This window comes from Candidatus Thiodiazotropha sp. CDECU1 (genome assembly GCF_963455295.1).
Taxonomy (GTDB): Bacteria; Pseudomonadota; Gammaproteobacteria; order Chromatiales; family Chromatiaceae; genus Thiodiazotropha.
Genome location: NZ_OY734020.1, coordinates 2,828,282 through 2,852,223, shown reverse-complemented (window position 1 = coordinate 2,852,223; position 23,942 = coordinate 2,828,282). Strand labels below are relative to the sequence as shown.

The 23,942-nt window shown below is 52.1% G+C and carries 19 protein-coding genes and 1 pseudogene; 14 read left to right on the top strand and 6 right to left on the bottom strand.

Annotated elements, in window-relative coordinates:
• Positions 1-24: 24 nt before the first annotated feature.
• Both R2K28_RS12975 and mfd read right to left on the bottom strand, forming a co-directional pair.
• Complete coding sequence (locus R2K28_RS12975) at positions 25-804, bottom strand: CsiV family protein (RefSeq protein WP_316364925.1); 780 nt, start codon at positions 802-804, stop codon at positions 25-27.
• A 117-nt stretch (positions 805-921) separates the two neighbouring features.
• A complete protein-coding gene (gene mfd / locus R2K28_RS12970; RefSeq protein WP_316364924.1) occupies positions 922-4,401 on the bottom strand; it encodes a transcription-repair coupling factor in 3,480 nt (1,159 codons plus the stop codon).
• Between the two features lie 78 nt (positions 4,402-4,479).
• Here mfd and R2K28_RS12965 point away from each other — a divergent pair, with 78 nt between their 5' ends.
• The gene (locus tag R2K28_RS12965; RefSeq protein WP_316364923.1) at positions 4,480-8,205 is read left to right on the top strand and encodes an EAL domain-containing protein; all 3,726 of its coding nucleotides are present in this window, start codon (positions 4,480-4,482) and stop codon (positions 8,203-8,205) included.
• A gap of 144 nt (positions 8,206-8,349) precedes the next feature.
• Positions 8,350-9,426, top strand: a complete 1,077-nt coding sequence (locus tag R2K28_RS12960) for a pentapeptide repeat-containing protein (protein ID WP_316364921.1) — start codon at positions 8,350-8,352, stop codon at positions 9,424-9,426.
• Positions 9,427-9,466: 40 nt separating this feature from the next.
• Here R2K28_RS12960 and R2K28_RS12955 read toward each other — a convergent pair whose 3' ends face one another.
• The 3 genes from R2K28_RS12955 to R2K28_RS12945 are packed head-to-tail and all read right to left on the bottom strand — an operon-like array spanning position 9,467 to position 11,465.
• The gene (locus tag R2K28_RS12955) at positions 9,467-9,766 is read right to left on the bottom strand and encodes a hypothetical protein (RefSeq protein ID WP_316364920.1); all 300 of its coding nucleotides are present in this window, start codon (positions 9,764-9,766) and stop codon (positions 9,467-9,469) included.
• 18 nt (positions 9,767-9,784) lie between these two features.
• A complete protein-coding gene (locus R2K28_RS12950) occupies positions 9,785-10,468 on the bottom strand; it encodes an SCO family protein (RefSeq protein ID WP_316364918.1) in 684 nt (227 codons plus the stop codon).
• Positions 10,461-11,465 (bottom strand): COX15/CtaA family protein, encoded by a 1,005-nt coding sequence (locus tag R2K28_RS12945; RefSeq protein ID WP_316364916.1) that lies wholly within the window; start codon positions 11,463-11,465, stop codon positions 10,461-10,463. Before R2K28_RS12945 ends, R2K28_RS12950 begins: the two co-directional genes overlap by 8 nt.
• Positions 11,466-11,612: 147 nt before the next feature.
• Here R2K28_RS12945 and R2K28_RS12940 point away from each other — a divergent pair, with 147 nt between their 5' ends.
• From R2K28_RS12940 to R2K28_RS20465, 11 genes and pseudogenes are all read left to right on the top strand, one after another.
• On the top strand, positions 11,613-12,980 hold the full coding sequence (locus R2K28_RS12940) for a cbb3-type cytochrome c oxidase subunit I (protein WP_316364914.1): 1,368 nt from the start codon (positions 11,613-11,615) through the stop codon (positions 12,978-12,980).
• Between the two features lie 41 nt (positions 12,981-13,021).
• On the top strand, positions 13,022-13,510 hold the full coding sequence (locus tag R2K28_RS12935; RefSeq protein WP_316364909.1) for a TlpA family protein disulfide reductase: 489 nt from the start codon (positions 13,022-13,024) through the stop codon (positions 13,508-13,510).
• Between the two features lie 130 nt (positions 13,511-13,640).
• Positions 13,641-13,859 carry a DUF4266 domain-containing protein gene (locus tag R2K28_RS12930; protein WP_116449051.1) on the top strand — a complete coding sequence of 73 codons (219 nt, stop codon included), beginning with the start codon at positions 13,641-13,643 and terminating at the stop codon, positions 13,857-13,859.
• Positions 13,850-15,133, top strand: coding sequence for a DUF3570 domain-containing protein (locus R2K28_RS12925; protein WP_316364907.1), 1,284 nt, complete (start codon positions 13,850-13,852; stop codon positions 15,131-15,133). Before R2K28_RS12930 ends, R2K28_RS12925 begins: the two co-directional genes overlap by 10 nt.
• 148 nt (positions 15,134-15,281) lie before the next feature.
• Positions 15,282-16,112 carry an FAD:protein FMN transferase gene (locus tag R2K28_RS12920; RefSeq protein ID WP_316364905.1) on the top strand — a complete coding sequence of 277 codons (831 nt, stop codon included), beginning with the start codon at positions 15,282-15,284 and terminating at the stop codon, positions 16,110-16,112.
• Positions 16,113-16,212: 100 nt separating this feature from the next.
• The gene (locus R2K28_RS12915; RefSeq protein ID WP_316369738.1) at positions 16,213-16,662 is read left to right on the top strand and encodes a gamma-glutamylcyclotransferase; all 450 of its coding nucleotides are present in this window, start codon (positions 16,213-16,215) and stop codon (positions 16,660-16,662) included.
• A 205-nt stretch (positions 16,663-16,867) separates the two neighbouring features.
• Positions 16,868-17,302 carry a nuclear transport factor 2 family protein gene (locus R2K28_RS12910; protein WP_316364904.1) on the top strand — a complete coding sequence of 145 codons (435 nt, stop codon included), beginning with the start codon at positions 16,868-16,870 and terminating at the stop codon, positions 17,300-17,302.
• A 396-nt stretch (positions 17,303-17,698) separates the two neighbouring features.
• Entirely contained in the window at positions 17,699-17,926 is a 228-nt protein-coding gene (locus R2K28_RS12905; RefSeq protein ID WP_316364902.1) for a type II toxin-antitoxin system ParD family antitoxin, read from the top strand.
• An 11-nt stretch (positions 17,927-17,937) separates the two neighbouring features.
• On the top strand, positions 17,938-18,240 hold the full coding sequence (locus R2K28_RS12900; protein ID WP_316364900.1) for a type II toxin-antitoxin system RelE/ParE family toxin: 303 nt from the start codon (positions 17,938-17,940) through the stop codon (positions 18,238-18,240).
• 104 nt (positions 18,241-18,344) lie between these two features.
• Positions 18,345-19,370, top strand: coding sequence for an IS110 family transposase (locus R2K28_RS12895; protein WP_316364899.1), 1,026 nt, complete (start codon positions 18,345-18,347; stop codon positions 19,368-19,370).
• A gap of 379 nt (positions 19,371-19,749) precedes the next feature.
• Positions 19,750-20,027: pseudogene (locus R2K28_RS20465) on the top strand (phage integrase N-terminal SAM-like domain-containing protein).
• Positions 20,028-20,043: 16 nt separating this feature from the next.
• Here the strand turns inward: R2K28_RS20465 and R2K28_RS12890 are convergent.
• A complete protein-coding gene (locus R2K28_RS12890) occupies positions 20,044-22,170 on the bottom strand; it encodes a hypothetical protein (protein ID WP_316364897.1) in 2,127 nt (708 codons plus the stop codon).
• Positions 22,171-22,960: 790 nt separating this feature from the next.
• Here R2K28_RS12890 and R2K28_RS12885 point away from each other — a divergent pair.
• Positions 22,961-23,941 (top strand): NAD(P)-dependent alcohol dehydrogenase, encoded by a 981-nt coding sequence (locus R2K28_RS12885; protein ID WP_316364896.1) that lies wholly within the window; start codon positions 22,961-22,963, stop codon positions 23,939-23,941.
• Position 23,942 lies beyond the last annotated feature (1 nt).

Sequence of the window (23,942 nt, the reverse complement as noted above, 5' to 3'; positions counted from 1 at the left end):
AAAAAACCGGAACAAGCCATTCAGTTACTGGGTTGCAGGACTGGGTTTCACTTGCCCCTGGGACTGGGTCGGCGGAATGATTGTCGGCACCGGTATCGGGGTTTCTACAGGTTCCGGTTGTGGCGGCTCATAGCGCTCAGCGTTAACCAATATACCAAGCACCGGGTGGTCGATGTAATAGAGCTTGCCGCTGCGCATGCGTCTGCTCTCCTGCAGGCGATAGTGCTTATAGCGCGGAGCAAAGCCATAGTTATCACCGCTCGCTTGCGGATCGCTGCCACTGGCGAGTTTGTGCAGGGCGATGTCCGCATTCAAATGGAGATACCGTTTCACACTGAATTTCAGGCTGCCCTCGAGTTTGGGCAGATTGAAATCCGTAGCCTGGGCGCCATTTGCCGGCAACAGTGTGAAGAAGACCTGTTTCGCCTGGTCGGGACTCTTTACCGGCTGACGCCATGCAACATGGTAGAGAGGGCGGTAATCCCGTGATCTACGCATTTGACCCCAGGCACCGCTCAGGGATTTCTCCTCAGCGGGCAAGGCACGGAAGGCGATAGGTTTGTTACCCTTCAGGGGTTGTCCCTTGGTGAACCAGGTGGCATCGCTTGACAGGGGTCTGCCCGGATCATTGGGCCAGCCTTCGGTGGAGCCTGCACCCGGCGCAATGCGTTCGAAGATAAGCACCTCAAATTGATACCAGACAGGGGCGTTGTCCCTGTTATCAGCCTCAGCCTGCAGTAGCAAAGGTTGTAGAAGGATTGTGCCTATCAGCAGGGTGTGTAACTTTTTACGCAACTGTCTCATCTGCCAAGCCTTGATAACCCATTCATGTCAATCACACCATTATACAACTCTGCTGACACAGGAGAGTGTCCTGGTAACGGTTTCTGCATGTCGCCCTGAGAGAGCCGGAGAACGGCTTCAGTCTATCAGGCTGTCCAGCAGGGCGTGTATTTTTTTGACTCGCCCGCCGGGCAACTCCAGGTCCGCCTGGTAGCGAAGTTTATCACTCCCATCCATCTTATATGTACTGGGCCGACTCTGGATCAGACCGATCAGCTTGGCGGGATCGAGTTTTGGATTCTCATCAAACAGCAAGCGTGCCCCTTTGGGGCCGGCCTCGATCTTGCGGATACCCAGTGGGTGAGCGCGTAACTTCAGCTCGGTAATCTCAAACAGATTCTTTGTCGCTTCCGGCAACAGACCAAAGCGGTCGATCATCTCGACCTGCAGGTCCCGCAACTCGGTCTCATCCTTGGCGCTGGCGATGCGCTTGTAGAGAACCAGGCGGGAATGGACATCGGGAAGATAGTCCTCCGGCAACAGGGCGGGGATGTTGAGTTCAATCTCAGTGCCATGGTCCAGGGGTCTGTCCAACTCCGGTTGTCTGCCGGCCTTCAAGGCTGCAACCGCCCGATCGAGGAGTTCGGTGTAGAGTGAAAATCCGATCTCCTGGATCTGACCACTCTGCTCTTCCCCCAATAACTCGCCGGCACCGCGGATCTCCAGGTCATGGGTTGAAAGGGTAAAGCCGGCACCAAGATCTTCAAGAGATTCAATGGCTTCTAGACGTTTCTTCGCGTCTGCTGTCATACTCCCGGGCGGGGGTGTGAGCAGATAGGCATAGGCGCGATGGTGGGAGCGGCCAACCCGACCACGAATCTGATGTAGCTGGGCCAGTCCCAATTTATCCGCCCGGTTGATGATCATGGTGTTGGCACTGGGTACGTCGATGCCGCTCTCTACGATGGTGGTGCAGACCAGCAGGCTGAAGCGTTGGTGATAGAAATCGCGCATGATCCCTTCCAGCTTACGTTCACGCATCTGACCATGGGCGACCTGGAGGCGTATGCCGGGAAGCAGGGATTCGAGTCGTTCAGCCATGTTCTCAATGGTGCTGACCTCGTTGTGCAGGAAATAGATCTGACCACCGCGTTTCAACTCCCGCTGGCAGGCCTCGATGATGAGGCTGTCGTTCCATTGGCTGACAAAGGTCTTGACCGGGTGTCGCAGGGCCGGCGGGGTGGCGATGATGGAGAGATCGCGCATCCCCGACATGGCCATGTTGAGGGTGCGGGGGATGGGGGTGGCGGTCAGGGTCAGCAGGTCCACCTCGCTGCGCAGGGCCTTGAGTTTCTCCTTATGGCGCACACCGAAGCGATGCTCCTCATCGATGATCACCAATCCCAGGTTTTTAAACTTAAGTTCCGGGGAGAGGAGTTTGTGGGTGCCGACAACAATATCGATGGTTCCATCCCGCAAACCGTCGATCACCTTTTGCTGCTGTTTGCCGGTACGGAAACGGGAGATGCTCTCCACCTTCACCGGCCAGTCGGCGAAGCGATCGGCAAAGTTTTGATAGTGTTGTTGGGCCAACAAGGTGGTCGGTACCAGCACCGCAACCTGTTTGTTGCCCTGGGTCGCCGTGAATGCGGCACGCATGGCGACTTCGGTCTTACCGAATCCCACGTCACCGCACACCACCCGGTCCATGGGCTGGCTCGACACCATATCCTGCAATACCGCGTCGATGGTCTGGAACTGGTCCGGTGTCTCCTCGAATTCAAAGGAGGCCGCAAAGGCCTGATACTCGTCATCCGGTGCGGGAAAGGCCACTCCCTGACGGGCGGCGCGCCGGGCATAGATCTCCAGCAGTTCCGCGGCCACGTCACGAATCTGTTTGGCCGCTTTACGCTTGGTTTTTTCCCACTGGTCTCCCCCCAAGCGGTGCAGGGGTGCATGCTCCGGCGATGCCCCCGCGTAACGGCTGATCAGGTGAAGGGAGGCCACCGGCACGTAGAGTTTGTCACCACGGGCATATTCCAGGGTGAGAAACTCGGTCTCCATACCGCCCACATTGATGGTCTGCAGACCGAGATAGCGACCCACTCCGTGGTCTTCATGCACCACCGGGGCGCCCATGTGCAATTCGGTGAGATTGCGCACAATCTGGTCGGGGTCCTGGCTGACCTTGCGCCGCCGCCTCTCCTGGCGTACCCGCTCGCCATAGAGCTGGGTCTCGGCGATCAGGGCGATGCCCTGCTCCTCCAACCATAATCCCTGTTCCAGGGGCGCCACACACAGGCCGATGCTGATACTGCTGTTGATGAAGGCATCCCAGCTCTCAACCACCTTGGGGTCGATATGCAGATCCCGTAGGGTACCCAGCAACATCTCCCGTCGACCGGCGCCTTCGGCGATAAACAACACCCGCATCGGTTTACTCGCGAGAAAGCCCCTCAGGGAAGAGGCGGGGTCCTTGCTGCGGGCCTGGAACGCGACTGGGGGAGGCAGTTGGGTATTGAAGTTGACCGCAGCGGCATAGCCTTTGCTGCGGGTCGCTACTTTGTGATAGCGCAGGGCGATCGAGTTACCCTGTTTTAGCTGTGAGACCAGTTCATCCGCCCCTAGATAGAGCTGATTCGGTGCCAGCAGCGGACGCTCAATATTATGACGACGCGCTTCAAAGCGCTCCTCCACATCGGTGAAAAAGGTTGCGGCATGATCTCTCACCGCTTCAAGTTCCAAAACCATATGTTGTTGCGGGAGATAGTCGAACAGGGTTTGCGTCTGTTCGAAGAACAGCGGTAGATAGTATTCGAGGCCACTGGATATTCGGCCGTCGGAGACATCCTGATAGATCAGGCTCTGCTGCAGATCCCCCTCGAAGCTGGCGCGATAGTTGCGACGAAACCGGTTGATACCCTCTTCGTCCATGGGGAACTCCCTGGCAGGGAGCAATTCGATACGAGAGAGCTTGTCGTTGGAGCGTTGGCTCTCCGGATCGAAGATTCGAATGGTATCGACCTCGTCATCGAACAGATCGATGCGATAGGGGTGTTGACTGCCCATGGGGAAGATATCGAGCAGGGATCCCCGCACAGCGAATTCACCATGGGAGAAGACTTGAGAGACGCATTGATAGCCGGCGAACTCAAGGTGTCGCCGGGTTTCATCCAGATCGATGCGCTGTCCGCACTCTACTACCAGGCAATGGGCATCCAAAAAATGCCTTGGAGCCAGGCGCTGCATCAATGTGGAGACGGGGGTGACAAGCACGCCCCGCTGCATCTGCGGCAAGCGGTAGAGGGTCAGCAACCGCTGGGATATTAATTCCGGCAGGGGGGAGAAGAGATCGTAGGCTAGGGTCTCCCAATCCGGGAAATTGACGACTGGGATTTCAGCACTATCGAGAAAGAAGCCCAATTCACGCTCCAGCCGGGTCGCCGACTGCATATCATGGGTCACCACCAGCAGCAGCCCTGCATAGGCGCTGGCTGCGCTGGCGATAGCCAATGCGGCGCTGCATCCGTGAAGACCGCCCCATTGCAACCGTTCTTCGATTGCCTGAGGCAGTTTGGGATTGAATGGAGATAGCAGATGCTCGGGTTGTCTAGGCATTTAATCAAGTTTGATGAGATGATTTGAAAAGCAGGCGATTTTCTCACATCTCACTACAGGACGGCTATCTCTAATGGGATGAGTAGCTATTCCCATATCCATGTCAAGAAACGGGTCGACCCAGCCGATACGGGACTTATGTTGAGGATTCGATACAGACAAACCGCTTTACTACTGATGTGGTCGTTGCTGCTCTGCCTGTCACCGGTGCAGGGAGGGCAGAATACCCGTGTCCTGATCATCCACTCCTACAGCCAAGAGTATCCCTGGACCAAGGGTCAGCACAACGGATTCCTGCAGGTCTTGAAAGAGAACCATGCTGGTGAACTGGTGATCGAGACCGAGTATCTCGATACCAAGCGGCTCACCCTGACCTCCGAATATATTGCAGCGTACACAAACTACCTCGAGGTGAAGTACCGTGGGTTCCAGCCAACCGCCATCTATGTCACCGACGACGATGCGTTCGGTTTCACCATGCAGCACATCTCTTCCCTGTTTCCGGGTACCCCAGTGTTTTTTTCCGGTGTCAATGATTTGAGTACCTTGCAGCGTATCCAGGGACGAAATATCACGGGAGTTATCGAACGCAAGGAAATAGCGCCGAACCTCAAGCTGCTTGTTGAGATGGATCACCATACAGGCAATCTGGTGGTAATAGGTGACAACTCGCGCACCTACCAGGCCATCGAGCGGGAAATCCGCAAAGAGCTGAGTCATCTATCCTTAACCCGGACCGCTTTCATTGCCAGTGAGAATATCGAGAAGATTCTCGACGCCCTATCACAATATCCCGACAGTGATATCTTTCTCACCACCCTGGGTGAAATCCGGGGACAAAATGGCAGAAATCTTACCCTGCGGGAAACCATCAGCCGCATTGCCGACAGTGGCCATCGCCTGATCATCAGTATGGAGGATGGCTATGTCCAGGACCGTGTGCTTGGGGGTTATGTCACCTCCAGCAAACGTCAAGGGGCCACCGCTGCAGGACTCTTGGTCCGCTATCTGCGAGGTGAGGGGCTACCCGCTCCGATTAGTGTGAGTCCGAATGAATACCTGATTGACTACCGTGAACTCGCCAGACTCGGGATGAGTCTTCCACGCCAGATCCAGGATATGGCCACCTTGCTGAACCCTCCGGAGACCTTCTACCAGCACTATCGTCTGGTGATATTGTCCTCACTCTACATCTTGGCAGGACTACTGCTGATCTCTGGTAACAGTTTCCTGATCATTCTGACGCGAAAGAATCGTTTGATCCGTCAGCATGCAGTGAAGTTGAGGAAACAGGCTAAGATCGCCCTGCGAGCCAAGGAGGGGCTGGATGAAGCGCAAAGAGTGGCCAGGCAGGGTAGCTGGGAGTGGGACCTGGAGACAAAGGCGTTTCATCGCTCAAAAGGGCTGCTACACCTCTACGAGATGTGCCTGGAGGATAAAAGGAACAGCCTGGTGGGATTTGACGACAAAGACAATGAGGATATGCATCAGGTACTTGAGAAAACCCTGGCGCAGGTACAAAAGAGCGAGAACAGTATCGAGAATATCCACCATCTCGACTTGTGCGATGGCCGTAAGCATGTCATGCAGGAGATTGTTCGACTGGTTGAGAATAGAAAAGGGGAGCCCGGTCGCCTGATTGGCACACTGCAGGATATAACCGAGCAGCATCGCGCCCAGGCCCTGTTGCGGGAGAATGAGGAGAAGTACCGACGCCTGTTCGAGATGTCAGAGGACCCCATGGTGTTGATCGTCGATGAGAACATCGGCATGGCAAACCGGGCGGCCGCCCGTACCCTCGGGTTTGATGACGAAAACCAGCTGATCGGCATGAAACTGCTGGCAATGGCGCCGCAACAACAACCCGACGGCCAGAGTTCGGCACAAAAAGCCGCCGAGATGATTGAGCTTGCCCACGATCGGGGTTATCACCGCTTTGAATGGGAGTACCTCGACCTGAACGGCGACAGCTCACTGGTGGAGGTCTCTCTCACACGAATTCCCTTTGACGGCAGGCATGCCCTCTACTGCATCTGGCATGACATCATGGAGATCAAGCAGATCGAGCAGGCGTTGAAACAGCAATCCGCCTATCTTGACGGGATCCTGCACTCCTCAGAGCGTGTTGCCATCATTGCAACGGATCCGAAGGGTTGCATTCAATACTACAACCAAACTGCGGAGAAGCTGTTCGGCATGCCGGCAGAGAAGGTGATTGGGGTCAACCTGTTGCACATTCACCGTGGCCGTGGAGTGGATAATGTCCGCAATGAGTTAGGCCTGGAGCAGGCAAGAGAGGATGGGGAGTATCGCTTCACCATGGATATGGATCGTCACGACGGCGTGCATTATATCGATGCACGAATCTCTCCAATCTACCAGGAGAACCAAGAGTTCGCCGGTTACATGCTGATGTGTGAGGATGTGACCGATCAGCGTCGTGCATCGGAGCTGATCGCCTATCAGGCCAGTTACGATGCCCTGACCGATCTGCCTAATCGGCGCATGTTCCTTGACAGTCTGCAGAAGGTGTTGGCGCGCACCCGGCGCCATCATCAGAAGGCAGCAGTGCTGTTTTTCGACCTGGATAACTTCAAGAACATCAATGATTCGTTGGGGCATCCTGCGGGTGATGGCCTGTTGCGGCAAGTCGCGCAGCGCATGCTCTTAGTGGTTCGTGAAGAGGATACTGTCGCTCGCCTTGGTGGAGATGAGTTCGTCATACTTATGTCGCAACTGGATATGGATTTTGAGAAAACCGCCAGTGAAGTACAGGTGCTGGCGGATAAGATCCGCCAAGAGATTAGCAAGCCCTATCATGTGGATGAGCAAGAACAAGAACTGCACATAACAACGAGTATCGGCATCGCCATATTTCCAACCGCTGAAGAGTCCCCGGACGATATCTTGAAGCAGGCCGATACCGCTATGTATCGGGCCAAGGAATCGGGTCGGAATACGGTTCGTTTTTTCCTCCCCAGCATGCAGCGTGCGGCAGATGAACGCCTCAAAACATTGAACGAATTGCGTCTGGCTATACAGAGAAATGAACTTCAGCTCTTCTATCAGGCCCAGTTCGATGTTGAGAAGCAGCTCTGCGGGATGGAGGCGTTGGTGCGTTGGAACCATCCCACCCGTGGACTGGTCATGCCTTCGGACTTTATCCCCCTGGCGGAGGAGAGCAGCCTGATCCTGGATGTGGGAGACTGGGTGCTGCACCAGGCGCTCAACCAATACAAGGCCTGGATTACCCGTCATGCTCAATCAATAGGCGCACGTATCGCCGTCAATGTCAGCGCAATGCAGTTCAGACGTCCGGACTTCATCAATAAGATCGAGCGCGCGCTCGGCAACACCGGTGCTGATCCCTGTTGGCTCACCCTGGAGATGACAGAAAGTGTTCTGCTTGAGGATTTCAATGACACGGTTGCAAAGATTGAGACACTAAAACAGCTCGGTGTACGTTTCTCCATCGATGACTTCGGTACGGGATACTCTTCACTGGCATATCTGAAACGGTTGCCAATTGACGAGATCAAGATCGATCGCTCGTTCGTTCGGGATATTCTTGATGATCCCAATGACGCCGCCCTGGTGGAGGCGATCATTACCCTGGCCAAACAGATCGGCCTGGAAACGGTCGCAGAAGGTGTCGAGAGTCAGGCGGTGTTCGAATTTCTCACTAGATATAATTGTCATATCTATCAGGGCTTCCATCTCGCGCGTCCCTGCGATGATGAGAGTTTCCATAATCGCTACCTTACCCTGGAAGGTGACAAACGGCTGAAGTCTGATATCGTTTGATGGAATAATCACCGAATGAAACTGGTGTGGGTATCAGTCTAACAGGCAACCAAACCCTACTTGTCATAGTGTGTTATAGGGTTGAGTCAACAACAATAATCTGTATTCTGGTCTCCTGACAGAATAGATCATTGAGGGGGGGAGTTGAATAAGTCCATCGGTACTCTGGCAGGGTTAATGCTCACATTGCTGCCTGTCCATCTTCCGGCGAGCGAACAGGCGATCCAGCAACTGCTCTCGAAGAGAAGCTGTCAAGAATGTGATCTCAGGCAGGCCGATCTGCGGATGCAGGATCTGAGCGGGGTCGATCTGCGGGGTGCGCAACTCGATCGTGCAATGCTCTACAAGGCCGATCTCAGGGGCGCTCTGCTGGAGGGTGCCAGCCTCAGGGGAGCGAGCTTCGCCCGCGCCAATCTGCAGGGTGCATCGATGCAGGGACTCGATCTCTCTCGGGGCAGGTTCAGCCGTGCAAACCTGAGTGAGGCGGATCTGAGAAATGCCAATCTGCATGAGGCCAATCTGACAATGGCAGTGCTGACCGCAGCCAACCTGAGCGGGGCCAATCTTGTCTCTGCCCTGTTATCGGGTAGCCGGCTCGACGCTGTTATCCTGAATGGGGCGGTGCTCGATAATGCCAACCTGCGTGGTCTTGACCTGACTCAAACCAAGGATCTCTCCGACACCAGTTTCAAGGGCGCCGATCTTCGCCAGACAAAACTATCCGGTCTCGATCTGCAGGGAGTCGATTTCAGCAAGGCCAGACTGCTTAAAGCCGATCTCAGCGGTGCCGACCTGAGGCGAACCCTGTTCGTCGATGCGGAATTGAAGAAGGTGACGTTGGTTGATGCGAACCTGCAGCACGCCAACCTCCAGGGGGCGAGAATGCACGGTGCAAAACTCAAAGGTGCGAAACTTGAAGGGGTAAAACTGCAGAACGTCGAGCTCAGCGGAAATCTGATTGGAGTGGATTTTTCCAAAACGCATATTTCCCGGGTGAGGTTCAATGGTGCCAATTTAAAAGAAGCGAGTTTTCGTTCGGCACAACTGGAGTTTGCCGATTTCGAGGGTGCCAACCTGTATGCTGCCGATTTCACCGATGCCAGTTTGTATCGCTGTACTCTACGTAAGGCGAATTTACATAACACCCTGTTCAATGGCGTCGACCTGAAGGGTAATTTACTCGAAGGCGCATTGGGCCTGAAAGAGACCCATGGAGAGTAATTCGGCCTGAGTCTGTTGACAGGATCAGGAGACTAACGGATCAGGACTTGAACAGATCCTCTGCCGCTTTGCGTAAGGCATCTTGTGTTGTATCTGCGTCAGTGCCCGCACTCTCCTCTGTGGGTTCGAAGTAGCCACAAAAGTTGGCATTCTCTTTATCCATTACCCGATCCGCCATTGGCTCTTCGCACTGATTGGGCCGGTTCGGTGCATACCAGCGACAGTTGCGACAGACCCGTGTCGGTTTGCCGCAGGAGCGGCAGGTGGTTTCACGACCATAGTCCACCGCCTCCAAGTCACTTCCACACTGCCAGCATTTACCCTTGACTGTCTGGTTCATATTCCGCTTTCCTTCGCTCTATCGGGCCGTTTCCGTTTGGCTGCTGAGGGCGATGAAATCATGGGCCATCTTTTCGGCGTCATGGGGAGGGCTGAAGTAGGCATGGAACTGACCTTGAGGGTCCACCAGGATAATCGAGGCGGAGTGGTCCATCACATAGCCCATGGCGCTATCCTCGGTCTCGACCCGTTTATAGAGGATGCCCAGGGGTTTGGTCAGTTCTTGCAGAGACTCTTCCGGACCGGTGGCGCCGACGAAGGAGGGATCGAAATAGGTCACATACTCGGACAGACGCTCAAGGCTGTCCCGCTCGGGATCCACCGATACGAAAGTAACCTGGTAGGGTTCGGTGCTTGCCTGGGTCTGGATTTTATTATGCATCTCCGAAAACAGGGCCATGGTGGTGGGGCAGATATCCGGGCAATAGGTATAGCCGAAACTCATGAATGTCCAGTGACCCAGCAGGCTCTGGTTATCGAAGGATGTACCTTTGTGAGTAGTGAGAGAAAAAGGCTTGAGTGGTCTCAATTCAGGCAGCAGCATGCCCTGTTCTAATTTTACCGGCTCTGCCACGGATTCGGATGATGTCTGCATTGACAGGCTGTACCAGGCGATCAACCCTGCAACCACAGAGAGGGCGATGAGCATTGGTATGGCGTTTAGGCGTGATCGGTCGTTTGCATTCGTTGTAGTGTTATTCATATCTTCTCGATACCCAGAAAAGTGTTACCAAAAGTAATAGCAACAGGGCTGCGCCACCATTGTGGGCTACTGCGATGCTCAATGGAAGATGTCCGAGTACATTGGTTATTCCAAGGGTGATCTGTAGCGCCAACAGCAACAGCAGGGTGAGCCCCAGCTTTCTCAATAGGGGTGCGGAATCGGGGCGTGTCAGGCGCCACACCAGCAGGCCCAGGGTGAGTGCAGTGATCAAGGCGCCGATCCGATGGGTCATGTGAATGGCGGTCCGTGCACTGTTGTCGAGCACGCCGAATTCATAATTGACACCCAGGCCCCGCCACAGCACGAAGGCCTCACTGAAATCCATCTCGGGCCACCAGGAGCCGGCGTAGCAGGTGGGGAACTCGCTACAGGCCAGGGCTGCATAATTGGTGCTGGTCCAGCCGCCCAGTGAGATTTGTAACAACAGAATCAGGAGCGAGAAGTGTACCCACCTGCGCAGCGATCGGGAGGTGTCGAAGGCGTGTAGAGAGCCGACTGGGCGTAATTTAAGTACCAGCAGACCCAACAGTACGAATGTGGCGAATCCACCAAGCAGATGGGCTGTGACAATCACAGGTTTTACCAATAGGGTAACGGTCCACATCCCCAGGGCGGCCTGAAAGACTACCAGCAGCAATAGCAGTGTGGGTAGCAGCAGGGGTTGATTGAGATGACGTCGGCCATGCCAGGCTAGGATGGCCAGGAACAGGATGGCCAGTCCCAGACTGCCCGCCAGATAGCGATGCACCATCTCTTTCCACGCCTTGCCCTGATCCAGTGGACGATCGGCGTAGGCACGGTTGGCAGCTTCAACCGCAGTCTCGTTCACCGGCACCACCATCTTGCCGTAGCAGCCTGGCCAGTCGGGACAGCCCAGACCGGCATCTGAAAGGCGCACATAAGCGCCTACCAGGATAACGCAGAAGGCCAGTAGGCAGGTGATTACCGCAAGACGATATTGGTTATGTCTTTTCATCACACCAAGGTACGATATGAGCCATTCCAAAGGCAAATCTTTGTAGGGTGCGGCTTGCCGCACCGGTTATAACGGGATCCTTGCATCTGGCGAATAACGTAACTGATGGGTAATTAACGCGCGACTTGGTAACAGGAGTTTTAGATTTTGATTAACCTCGATGACAGCCGGGTAATCAGCATGGTCATGCCTCGATTGGGGCATCGAACGTTGGCCGCGAGATGGTTGCAGCTGGGAGTGCTGGCGTTGGGACTGGCGGGGTTGTTTGCCCTGCTGCTGGTGCTCTCGCGCACCCCCGGCAGCGAGTCCTTCTTCCCCTGGGTGGACTTTTTCCGCACCGCCCTGGTGGTGCATGTGGATCAATCTGTATTGATCTGGTTTCTCGCCATGGCCGGGCTGGTTTGGTGTTTGACAACGCAGGCGGGATCCACGTCGATACGGCTACAGTATCTGGCCTTTTATTTGGCGCTGATTGGTACCCTGGGTGTCGCTATGGCCGCCTTTATCGGGGATGGAGCGCCGTTGATGAACAACTATGTACCGGTACTGCAGAGACCCCTGTTTTTTATCATGCTGGGACTCTTCGGTCTGGGTATCGCCTTGCAGGCGCTGATAGGCTTGCACTCAACCCGAGGCGCCTTGTGGGGTGACCATCTGCCGAGTCTGGCCGCATTCACTGTCGCCGTGGCGCTGCTGGTCTCCCTCGCGGCACTGTTGACGGCCTGGTGGCAGATGCCGGCGGATGTGGCCGGGCAGAGCTACTATGAGTATCTTTTCTGGGGGGCTGGACACACCCTGCAGTTTGCCTATACCCAGCTGATTATCCTGGCATGGTTGTGGCTCGCCCTGCATAGCGGGGTGAGCCTGCCCGGTGATTCCCGCTGGTATTTCTGGCTCTTGATTCTGGGTATAGCACCGGTGTTACTGGTGCCGGTGATCTACCTGCTCCACCAGACAGTGAGCATCGAATCCCGCACCGCCTTTACCCAGCTGATGCAGTATGGCGGTGGCGTGGCAGTAACGCCGATTGGGCTGCTGATATTCATTGGCCTGCTGCGTGCAGACAGGGCAGGGCCTGAGGCGAGGCCGCTGCGCCGCAGCCTTTGGATGTCGATGCTGCTGTTCTTTTGCGGCGGTGCCATCGCCCTGTTCATATCAGGTGTCAACACCATTATCCCTGCCCACTATCATGGCTCCATCGTGGGTGTCACCATGGGTCTGATGGGGCTGGCCTATCTGCTGTTACCCAAACTGGGTTATCCACCTGTGCAAGGCCGATTGGCAGAACTGCAGCCTTGGATTTATGGTGTCGGACAACTGCTGCATATTACCGGTTTGGCTCTATCCGGAGCCATGGGGATCCAACGTAAGACTGCCGGGGCCGCCCAGGGTCTGGATACACTTTCCGCCAAGTTGGCCATGGGGGTGATGGGTATAGGTGGTTTGCTTGCAGTCATCGGCGGGGTTATATTCGTATGGGTCATGTTGCGTATCTTTGTTACTGCCAGACCGTAACAGACGAATTAATCTACATAAGATTCAACGACGGATATGCAATGAGACGATTCATTAATCTGTGCTTGGTAAGCTTGTGCTTTACCAGCGCCCTACTGGCCAATGAAGACTACCCACTGGCACCTGGATTCTCACTGCAAGGTGAGGAGATGGCCGTCACACTCGATGAGTTTAGGGGGAAGGTGGTACTGCTCGATTTCTGGGCCTCCTGGTGTGTGCCGTGCAGGGCATCCTTTCCCTGGATGAACCATATTCAGAACAGATACAGACAGCAGGGTTTGGTGATTATAGCCGTCAATCTCGACAAGGATCGAGCACTGGCCGATGCCTTTCTCTCCAAGACCGAGGCCGAGTTCACGGTGGCGTTCGATCCCGAGGGTGAGGTGGCAAGTGAATATGGCTTAAAAGGGATGCCCGCCTCCTTTCTGATCGATGAGCAGGGACGTATTCTTGAATCTCACGTGGGTTTTTTTGAATCCGAAAAAGCGCAGCGGGAACAGGAGATCAAGAAGGTTTTGAATTCACTCTAGAGAGACAGAGTGGTTTCTTACCTTGTAAGAATGCGGCACGAGCCAGTTAAGATTTGTTTAAGGAATTTTTGCTCTAATCCTCCCTTTTCATTTAATTCTCAAGTAACCGTTTCACGGAGTGAGTAACAGCATGCTCAAAGTTGCCGCCCTGATGATTCCAGCCACCATTTTTCTCAGTGGTTGCGCAAATCTCGGGGTTGAACCCTGGGAACGTGATCTACTGGCAAAGCCTGAGATGCAGTTGATCGCCGATCCTGTGGAAGCGGGGCTGGATGATCATATCTATTTCAGTAAAGAGGCCTCCAGTGGTGGGCGTAGTTTTGCCGGTGGAGGTTGCGGGTGCAATTGAAAAAACAGAAAAAGATTCGTACCGCGCTTACGGCTGCCACATGTAGCTTGTTGGGTTTACCGGGAGCCGATGCTACAGCGGAGGAGGGGGATTGGGACTTTGACAGCGCGATCCTTTTCTATTCCGAAGTCGACCGGGTGAGTGCTATTGAACCGGTGGTCACGGCGAAACGGGATTTCGGCGATGAACGGTTTCTCAACCTGAAGTTGGTATTCGATTCCCTGACCGGTGCATCGGCAAACGGGGCGACACCCAGCGATCAAGCTCAAACCTTTACCCGTCCATCAGGGGAGGGGGTCTATACCACTGATGCAGCTGAAACACCCCTCGACGATACCTTCAAGGATTTTCGTGTCGCCTTGAGCAGTCAGTGGGATCAGCCGATCAATAGGGATTATAAAACCAGTTTCGGTGCCAACTTCTCTGCCGAGTATGACTACCTCTCCATGAGTGTTAACGCCTCTTTGGCACGGGATTTCAATAAGCGCAACACGACCGTCAATGCCGGAATCTCCATTGCCAACGACACCATCAGCCCCGATGGCGATATCCCCATCGGTTTCTCCAGCATGGTCATCGATCGCGGCCAGGCCGGTTTCGACCAGGCCTTCGAGGCGACCCGCGACGGTGAGGACGACAGCAAAACCACCGTTGATCTGATCTTCGGCATCACCCAGGTCATCGATCGGCAGACGGTTATGCAGTTGAGCTACTCCCTCAGCGATACCAGCGGTTATCAGACCGACCCCTTTAAAATCCTCAGTGTGGTGGGGAGTGACGGCCGTCCGGTTGACTACCTCTATGAGCAGCGCCCCGATTCGCGTTTGAAGCAGAGTCTCTATTGGCAGGCCAAACACCACTTCAACCGGGATATCCTGGATCTCTCCTATCGCCTCTATTGGGATGATTGGGATATCACCTCGCACACCTTTGATGTTCGTTATCGCTGGATGCTCAACAGCGGCCACTTTTTAGAGCCGCATTTCCGCTACTACCTGCAGAGCGAGGCCGATTTCTACCATAGATTCCTGCGCCAGGGGGCATCCCTGCCGGAGTTCGCCTCCGCCGACTACCGTCTCGGTGAGTTGACCGGGATCACCCTGGGACTGAAATATGGTATGCAACTGGCCAATGAAAGAGAGATGAGTCTGCGCCTGGAATACTATCTGCAGAGTGGCGACAACACGGATGCGGATGCCCCGGGTATTCTCAGTGACTTGGAACTCTTCCCTGACGTGGAGGCGGTTATCCTGCAATTCAGCTACAATTTCTGACATCGACTCATATCACATTTCCCCAGTCAGGATCGGCATATTGGAAAAACCTTCGCCAGGGCCAACGACAAATACAAAAGATAACAGGCAACAAAGCGCACTCAGCCTGGAAGCGGAAGACGGTTATTGGAGAGGGTGCTTCAAGGCCATGGCAAGTCCCTGTGAACTGTTTATCGAGACCGAAGACCGGCAGTTGGCAGGGCGACTGCTACAGGCGGCCGCTGACGAGACCTGGCGAATTGAACAGAAGTTCAGTCGCTACAGTGAAAACAATATCATCCATCAAATCAATAACAGCCATGGTCGTGCCGTTGCAGTGGACGACGAGGTGGCCCATCTGCTCGACTTTGCCCAGCAGTGCTGGGAACTCAGCGACGGCATGTTCGATGTCACATCAGGGATCCTGCGCCACGTATGGCGCTTCGACGGTGGCAGTGCTATCCCTGATGAAAAAGCTGTTCAGGCATTGCTGCCTCTAATCGGTTGGCAGCATGTGGATTGGTCACGCCCCTGTTTCAGCTTGCCTGAAGGGATGGAAATCGACTTCGGCGGGATCGGCAAGGAGTATGCGGTTGACCGGGTGTTACTGTTGTTACAGCGACTCTGTGACGTCAAGCTGCTGCTCAACTTCGGTGGGGATATAAACACCAATGGCCGCAGCGGTGGGGATGGTGCCTGGTCTATTGGTATCGAAGACCCCAACCAGCCTGATACCGCAACCGCCCTTTTGAAAATAAGCCAGGGTGCATTAGCCACCAGTGGCGATGCCCGGCGTTTTCTGCTGCATGAGGGTAGACGCTATGGGCATGTATTGAATCCCCAAACGGGCTGGCCTGTAGAGGATGCGCCGCGATCGGTTACCGTGGCAGCTTCCACCTGTACCGAGGCCGGCATATTGGCTACCTTGGCCCTGTTACAGGGTGAGAACGCCGAGGATTTTCTCCAACAACAACAGGTCAAATTCTGGTTACAGCGTTGATCCGGGTATAGACTCTGTAATAGGTTATCTTCTGTTGAGTCATCAGATGCTTTACTTCTCCTATGGATCCAATATGTCGAGCAGGCGGCTGTTGAGCAGAGTGCCTTCGGCGAAATATGTCACTACCGCCCTGTTGTCTGGTCACGACCTGCGTTTTCATAAGAGAAGCCTGGACGGCTCGGCAAAATGCGATGCCTTTGCAACCCAGAGCGACGGGCATGCTGTGAGAGGTGTCGTCTACCACATTGCCGAGTCACACAAGGCTGCGTTGGATCGCATAGAGGGGTTGGGGCAGGGTTATGAGGAAAAAACCGTTGAGCTCGTGGCTTCCACAAATGAGACACTGGTTGCCTATACCTATTACGCCACTTCCATCGATCCTAGCTTAAAGCCATATCATTGGTATAAGCGGCATGTGCTGACCGGCGCGCTGGAATATGCATTGCCCGAAAAATATATCGATAAGCTTCGTGATATTGAAGCAATCGAAGATCCCAATCGACAACGGCACGTAGATGAAATTGCTATCTATAAGGATGGTTTGACATAGAGATGGGAAGAGCATCGATGCACGGGAAAAACTGCCAACCTTCCAGCCTGTTTTCACGGCCTGCCACTTCAAAGCCATGGTCGATGTCTTGTCTGGATAGGTGCTTGATTTTTTGCCTTGTCTGGGACTTAAAGAGGTCTCAACACGCCTCACATACCAGGAATGCTGACTCGACCCGGTCTGACATACTGTTAGGCAAAGCAATATGAGCCCCATCGACCGTTTCAACTCCTTCGCTGCAGATTTCGAAGCCTGCGTGGCTGACAATCATTGGGATCGACTCGAGGCATATTTTGACAAGAATGCTAGGTACTGGAACCTGGGAGGTCCTGATCCAAGTATCGAAGGGCGAGAGGCAATTCTCAACTTCTTGAAAAACGATGTTTCGAATAACGATCGTAAATTTGATTCCCGAACCTTGGAAGCACTGACAGAACCGATTGTGGTTGGGAATAAACTATCCCGGAATTGGCGTTGCACGTACAAACTGGCCGGGGCTCCCGATCTCGTTGTGGAAGGTGAAGCAAGGTACGAATTCGAGGGAGAGTTGATATCCTCCTTGGAGGAAGAGATAACACCAGATTCTTTGCAAAGGTATGTAGAGTGGATGGAAAAATACAGTTCCAGGCTGCCTGCCTAAGGAAAAGTTCAACAACGGACGGTTTTTGTCCCGACGTGCTAACACACGCCGGTTAACCTGATGTTGCTTTCAAACACAATCTTAGAAAACACGAAAGCGATAGTTGAAATATTTAAACAATTGGTCCCCATGATAATTATCGTGGCCATTGCAGGTTTTGGTTATCTAATATCTCAATTTTTCTTGTTTTAGTTTCAATCTAATCTGACTGCTTAACGAACGAAGCAGACATTTAATGATTACTGTCTCCAATGCTGAAAGCGGACATTAACGTTGTGGTAACGGGCAGCCGGAGCACAGTGTAGGCTGTCCCAGTGAGCGTTAGCGAACGATATTGACCGCCTTGTTATGCCTGGCTATAGTACCAATTATTGGTATTATTTTGAGACTTAGTAGATGAGCAAGAATACAAGCATTACTCTCAACGAGCATTTTGACTCTTTTATCGCTAACCAGTTGAAAAACGGACGCTATTCTTCTACGAGTGAGGTAGTACGTGCTGGATTGCGTTTGCTTGAGGAAGAAGAAGCCAAACTTATAGCTCTCCGCAAAATGCTTGATGAGGGAGAATCTAGTGAATTTGTTGAGTATTCCCTTGATGGGCTGATATCTGAACTTGATTAAGAATCTCATTGATGCCCGCCTCTAGGCTTAAAGCTAAAGCCAGAGATGATTTGATAGCTATTGCTGTCTTCACTCAGAAGCGGTGGGGAAAAGACCAGCGCAATAAGTATTTGAAACAACTCGATGATTCCTTCCATCAGTTGGCTGAAAATCCAAATCTCGGAATCGCCTGCGATTACATTAGACCTGGCTATCGGAAATTCCCCGTTATAAGTCACACAATCTACTATCGACTCTCTAGTGACAAATGTGTGGAAATAATCAGGGTTCTTCACAAACATATGGATGTGTCTTCTAAGCTTTTTAAGGCATAACAGTTACGTTAACGAGACCCCCTGTCTCAATGGTATGGACTCCTCCACCTTAAGCTGAAATCTCGTTAAAGTGACAGGTCGACAAAACCAACGGAGCCCATACCATGAAAAATATTACCACAATCACCATAGACCTCGCCAAAGACGTGTTCCAAGTTGCTGTTTTTAATAAGTATGGTAAGAAATTGATCAATAAGGGCATGAATTCGAAGCGATTAGTACAACTGGTATTGCAACATCCAGAAGCTTGTATCTATATGGAAGCCTGCGGATCAGCTCATTACTGGGGAAGACGTTTCACGCAATTAGGCTACAAGGCGCAGCTGATTCCACCCCATCTGGTTGCTAAATACCGTAGTGGCAACAAAAGTGACAAAAACGATGCCGTAGCCATTTACGAAGCATCCAAGAATCCCAATATCTACTTTGTTACCATACGTACCTTGGAGCAACAGGATCTGGCAATTCAGCATAAACTACGCAGTGGCTATATCAAACAAAGGACACAGTTAGGTAACCGCATCAGAGGCTTTGCCATGGAATATGGGATTAACTTCTCCAAGGGTTTACATCGACTGCGCCAGCAGATTACTTCAGCTTTAGAAGATGCAGAAAACGAATTAACGACCGTCGCAAGGAGCGCTTTGTGGCATTTATACAACCAGTTATTGGTCCTGGATAAAATCATTGAGGAGACGACCAGCACACTTGTCAATCACGCAAAGAAAATTGATGCCTGTGTACGACTCGAAAAGATACCTGGTGTCGGTTGGCTGGTAGCAAGCATGCTCTATGCTCGCTTAGGTGATGGCAGTGCCTTCCGTCGAGGTCGAGATGCCAGTGCAAGTCTGGGCTTGGTTCCATCCCATTCCGGAAGTGGTGGAAAGAATAGGCTTGGAAAAATCACTAAGCGGGGTGACAAGTATCTTCGCTGTTTGCTGGTGCATGGCGCGCGGTCTACCCTGCATAGAGTACACGGCAAGAAGGATGGATTGAGTGCTTGGGTACGCCAGCAACTTTCTACAAAACATGCAAACAATACGGCTGTGGCATTGGCTAATAAGATAGTCAGGATGGCCTGGTCAATTTTGATTACTGGCGATGAATATAGATCCCCTGTAGCTCAGTAGCATCATATTCATTTCAAATGTCACAGTTGTAAACCGAGTTTTGGCAGTGTATTAACGGAAAGTGACAAATAGTCAGCCAGATAAAACCTGGTAGTAACGAAGGCTCTTGAAGCCACTGTCTCGATAAGGTATCTGGCAAACGGTGAATGATGCCGTTAAGGTCAGGGGTAGCTCCCCTTAATAAAGACCGGATATACGTGAACTAAACTATTTCGTTTTTCCTGAAAATATATTGCTGAATAGGAGGAGTCCATATACGTTACTATATTTATAGCAAGACCTCTATATAACACCAGAACAGGCATAAAATCAATAAGTTAGCTTCCAGCTGTCTCGTTATGTCTTTTCAGAAAGTCGTGACAGAGGCAAACTGTAAGGTTTGGAGGAAAGTTATGGGGGTGATACCACTGTAAAACACCAACCACGCCTATTGGACCAGGTTCGAATCGCTAGTCGCCAAAAGCACTTCAGTCCCAAAACGGAGAAGGCCTACGTCTATTGGATCCGTCAGTTCATACTTTTAATAACAGACGTCATCCAAAAGAGATGGGGAAGAAGGAAATAGAGGTCTACCTCAATCACCTGGCAACCAAGCAAAGATCTACAAGCTGGATGAAATCTAGATTTCTACAGTTTAATAACCGTACTTGGGGTTGAGTATCTGGTATATCAATTAACGCCCTTGAAGCTCGGTCAACTCTCTTTTCAGCCTGTCACATACCAGTATCAGCCCCTCTTTCTCCTTGGCTAGTGTATCCAGATCATCACCCAGCAATTCGATTGCGTTCTCCATGGTCTCACGCTCACGCAGCAGATCTTTGGTCTGCTGGGCGAGTTTCTCTGCTTTCTTGAGTTTTGATTCTGATGCTTTTAGCCTGTTTCGTAGCTCTCGGACCTCGCTATCCGTATCCTCGTTAGATTGGCTCTCCATCTCCAGTTGCACTTCACGCAGGCCTTCGATCTCACGCTTCAGAGCGGTATTCTGCTCTTCAGCTCTTCGTAGTGCCTGTGCATCTTCATTTTCGGATTTGGTGGCATCAACTTCCTGACGCAGTGCCTCATTTTCTTCTTGGATAACCACTGCCTCTGCTTTCATTTTGGCAAGCTGATCTTCAATTCTTGACTTTGTTTCACGCAGATAGTGCCGGTCGCTGCGCAGTTTACGGATAGTGACATCTGTCATCTTTGATCCTTCCTTGATCTCCGAAAGTGATTTCTGAAGCCGCTCATTTTCATCCCTTAGCTGGCTCACTGTGTTGTCACTGCTCTCCTGCTGATGCTCAAGCTGCGCCCGCAGGTTGATGACTTCCCCCTCCAGTTCGCGCCTGAGAGAGGTTAGTTCCTGCTTCGCCACTTGGGTTGCGACCTCGGATTCCGTAACCTTTTCCCACGCCTCTTGACTGGTCTTGAGTTCCTGTTGCAGTTCTGACAATGTCTCCTGTTGAATCCGCTCTGCCTCTGCGAGCTGTTTTCTTCTGTTGTCCAACATCTTTTTGGTACGTTTTAATAGGTGTCGGAGACTATTGGTGGTCTTGTTTTCCTGCTCCAGCAGGGCCTCCTGCTCAATTCCCTTATCCCTTAGCTGGCCAGCCTCAGTACGGGTCGCTTCCAATTTATTATTAAGCCCTTCGATGACTGTCTCTAAGCGTGACTTTTCCTCTCTGGCTTGTTGCTTTTCGGCTTCCAGGGCCTGATCCATCCGCTCCTGCAGCGTCTGGTATTCAAGCTGCGCCTGCTGCTGTGCTTCTTTCCGTTGACGATCTGCTTCAACATGGTCGTCCTGCAGCTTTTTATTGAGTTCGTCGATGCTTGCCTTAAAGCGTGTCTGCTCCTCTTTGGTATGCTGCTTCTCGGCTTCCAGTGCCTGGTTCATCCGCTCCTGTAGCGCCTGGTATTCCGTTTGTGCCTGCTGCTGGGCTTCGTTCAGTTGACGATCAGCTTCAGCATGATCAGCCTCCAACTGTTGATTGAGTTCTTCGATGACAGCCTTCAGGCGTGTCTGCTCATCCCTGGTATGCTGTTTCTCGGCTTCGACGGCCTGGTTCATCTGGGCCTGCAGCTTCATGGAATCGGCTTGGGACTGCTGTAGTCTTTCCTCCAGCTCTTCGCGCAAGGAAACCATCTCATTTTGGTGCTTAAGTGCTGCATCTTTACCGGCTTGCTGTAGTGCGCTGAGTTCCTTCTCCAGGCGATGCTTGTGTTCTTCCATGGACTGGGCTTGATGAGCGAACTCCAAGGTACGTGAGGTTTCTATCTGCAGGTAATTGGCCAGATCCGCCTTATCCTGCTGCAGTTTTTGACGGGATGATTCCTTTTCCTGGCTTTCTTCCTGTGCGTGGGCCAATTGTTTACGGCTGTTTTCAAGTTCCTGCTCAATTAGGAGCTGGTTTTGCTGCATCTGCTCGATGTTCTGTCGGCCTATGTCTTCTCTTGCCTCGAGTCTCTCATGTAACTTGTCATCAGCGGTTGAGAGACGAATCTTGGCAATCGCAAGTGTCCGTTTCAGCAATCTGATTTCGATCATCCGTTGTTTGATCTCGGTGTAGAGCTGTTGCCTCGATACGCTCGTATTCTCATCCGTATTGCGACCGAAATTGATATTATTATTGAATGGTGAATCCTCCTGAATCTCAATCAGGTCATAATGAGTAGGTAGTTCTTTCCATCCGCTATCCAGTATGAAAAGGTCCTTTCCGCAATCTTGCAGCAGACTGGAGAAAGTAGCAGATTGGTCGAGTTCGGTGTCGAGTGCGACCGGATGGCCGGATGCACGTCTGAAAGTCTGGAGATGCTGTAACAAGATGGGCGATTCTATCGTGTCTGTATGGTTGACGCTTTCGCATTCTTTGAGGGTACTAACATCGAGCCAAAGGGGCTTGTAAGAACTGATAGGGCTTGATAAAGAGTGCCTGAATACCTGAACCAGGTCCTCACTGTTATGGGCCAGTATGATTAATGAGCGGTGGTCTTGGTGGCTGATATTTGTCAGCCGAAGATCTCCTAGACCATAGGCGCTTGCCTGATCCCGTTCGTATGAATCTGTTCGCTGTTCAGGTTTCATGAGACTATACCTTGTCCATAACCGTTCCTAAAACTTTGAAGCTGGCTTTTCTGAATTGCCAGAACTTCTCAGGGCTGGTCTTTAATGCAAACATCGGTTGTTTGTGTGCATTTTAGTTTTAACAGTCAGAACATCTGAGTCCATGATGCTTGGGCAATGGCAACGCCATTTGCCGATCGTCCATGTTTTTATGGGTTATATTTAGGAGTAGGGTTTTACTGATCTAACCCAGTCGATACATGCCTAAATCTGAAACACATCCTTGGTAGCGTTGGAATTTTATTGAAATCGCCAATCATGGCAAAAAATTACGCTTTTTATATATAACTCTACGGGTTGTCTAAATCAAGCGACTTTATATTTAATCTTGTTGGCTCCGCCAGTTCTTAGACTATTGAAAAAAAGTATGGATTTAAATCGGAATCTCAATGATATACGCTGGATACTTCATGCATAAGGTAGGCCTTAGCATATCTACCAAACAAGTATCTTGCCTGTTAATGGCTCATATCAAATATGCGTTTATTTCATGAAAGCTATTGTCTATACCAAATACGGCCCGCCCAACGTGCTTCAGATCGAGGAGGTCAAGAAACCCGTTCCCAAGGATGATGAGGTCCTGATAAGGGTACGTGCTGCAGAGGTAACCAAGACCGATTGTGAAATGCGTAGTTTCAATTTTCAGGTAAAGTGGTTTTTGCTACCACTAAGGTTGATGCTGGGGATTTTGAGACCCAGGAAAAGGATACTCGGGGGTTATTTTTCTGGCGAGGTGGAAGCTGTTGGTAAAGAGGTAAAGCGATTCAATAAGGGAGATTCCCTGTTTGGTTCAACCCAGCTACGCTTGGGAGCATATGGTGAATATTTAACCCTGCCGGAAAGCTTCACCTTGGTGCGCACGCCAAACAATCTCACATTTGCGGAAGCAGCGGCAGTGCCCCTTGGTGGATTGAACGCGCTCCACTTTATGCGCAAGGCCAATATAAGAATGGGAGAGAAGGTGCTGATCAACGGTGCCGGTGGCAGCATAGGAACCTTCGGTGTACAAATAGCCAAGGCGATGGGGGCGGAGGTGACTGCGGTGGACAGCGGTATCAAGGAGGCCATGTTACGAGAGATTGGTGCCGATCATTTTATCGACTATACCCGACAGGATTTCAGCGAAGCTGGCCAAACCTATGATGTGATCTTCAGTATGGTGGCAAAGACTTCCTTTACAAAATGTATCAACCTGCTCAATTCTAAGGGGCGCTACCTGATAGCCAATCCACGTATAACAGATATGCTGAAATCGTTCATGGTCTCATTATTCTGTGACAAACAGGCTCTGTTTGCCTTTGCTCGAGAAACAGAAGAGGAGTTGAACACCCTGAGGGAGATGATAGAGCAGGGTAAAATCGGACCGACAGTTGATAGGGTCTACTCCATTGAGGAGGCAGCTGAGGCCCATCGTCATGTGGAGACAGAACAGCGGTTGGGATCTATCGTCATTTCATTGAATAAGCTGTGAT